This window comes from Fulvivirga aurantia (genome assembly GCF_009711475.1).
GTDB classification, from domain to species: domain Bacteria; phylum Bacteroidota; class Bacteroidia; order Cytophagales; family Cyclobacteriaceae; genus Fulvivirga; species Fulvivirga aurantia.
In genome coordinates this window covers 1-1115 of the sequence record NZ_SMMD01000233.1, presented here as the reverse complement: position 1 = coordinate 1115, position 1115 = coordinate 1, and the positions used below count along the sequence as shown (strand labels likewise).

General features: G+C 37.9%; 1 protein-coding gene and 1 pseudogene. Both read left to right on the top strand.

Annotated elements, in window-relative coordinates; translation table 11 throughout:
* Positions 1-107: 107 nt before the first annotated feature.
* Positions 108-623 (top strand): RNA polymerase sigma factor, encoded by a 516-nt coding sequence (locus E1176_RS00780; RefSeq protein WP_155208686.1) that lies wholly within the window; start codon positions 108-110, stop codon positions 621-623.
* Positions 613-1115, top strand: a pseudogene (locus E1176_RS00775) (hypothetical protein); the annotation flags it as partial. The gene E1176_RS00780 and the pseudogene E1176_RS00775, both read left to right, overlap by 11 nt.

Sequence of the window (1115 nt, the reverse complement as noted above, 5' to 3'; positions counted from 1 at the left end):
AAGTGGTTAATTTTAAGTTTCTCATATACAGTTACTTAATAAATTTTCAATCTTTTTTTTATTTACATTGTAACATCCATTAGTTGGGGTCGTCTCCCTATTGAAACATGAGTTTAGAAGCTTTTAAAATTCGAGTACTTCCAGTAAAAGACAAGCTATATAGGTTTGCTTTCAGGTTTCTTAAAGATGAAGAGGAAGCCAGAGATATAGTGCAAGAGGTGCTTATAAAAGTTTGGAATAAAAGAGAGCAGATGTATCAGCTGGAAAATATGGAGGCATGGTGCATGAGGATTACTCGAAACATGGCATTGGATAGACTCAAATCAAAACAATATAAAAACACCGATAGCATAAAAGAAGGCTTCGATGTAAGTAGTGGTGAGGATGTAACGCCTTATCGATCAGTTGAATCAAATGATACTATGACAAACATTGCCCGAATAATATCTACACTTCCTGAGAAGCAGCGGCAAATTATTCAATTGCGCGATGTAGAGGGGTATAGCTACAAAGAGATAGTAGATATTCTGGACATCGATATGAATCAGGTGAAAGTGAACTTGTTTAGGGCAAGAAAAGCAATAAAAGAGAATCTAATAAACATCAACGCATATGGACTTTGAGAGAATAGAGCAGTTGTTGGCAAAATATTGGGAGTGTGAAACATCCCTTGTTGAAGAGAAGGAGCTTCGGAAGTTCTTTAGCGAAGAGGAGGTACCCGATCACCTCATGCCTTACAAGTCTTTGTTTGTGTATTACGAGCAAGAAAGGCAAGATGGGCAACTAGACGAAGTTTTTGATAAAAGTGTGCTCAACAAGATTAGCAGTCTGCAAGAATCAGGAGCACCTAAAAAAGGAAAAGTAGTAAGGCTTTTTTATGACATAAGCAGAGTAGCAGCAGTAGTGCTTGTAGTGGTTACGGCAGGTTATTTTGTAAAGCAAGAGTACATGGATAAGAAAGAAGAGGTACAGCCATATCTTACCGATACTTTTGAAGATCCACAAGCGGCCTTCGAGGAAACCAAAAAAGCCTTTAAAATGATATCAGCCAATTTTAATAAAGGTAGGCAAGAAGCCCGGAAGGTGGGTGTCTTTAATGACGCTCAAGAAAAGGC

What these genes read in the sequence shown, in the direction of transcription:
- E1176_RS00780 (WP_155208686.1), top strand. Translation starts at nt 108, where the DNA reads ATGAGTTTAGAAGCTTTTAAAATTCGAGTACTTCCAGTAAAAGACAAG.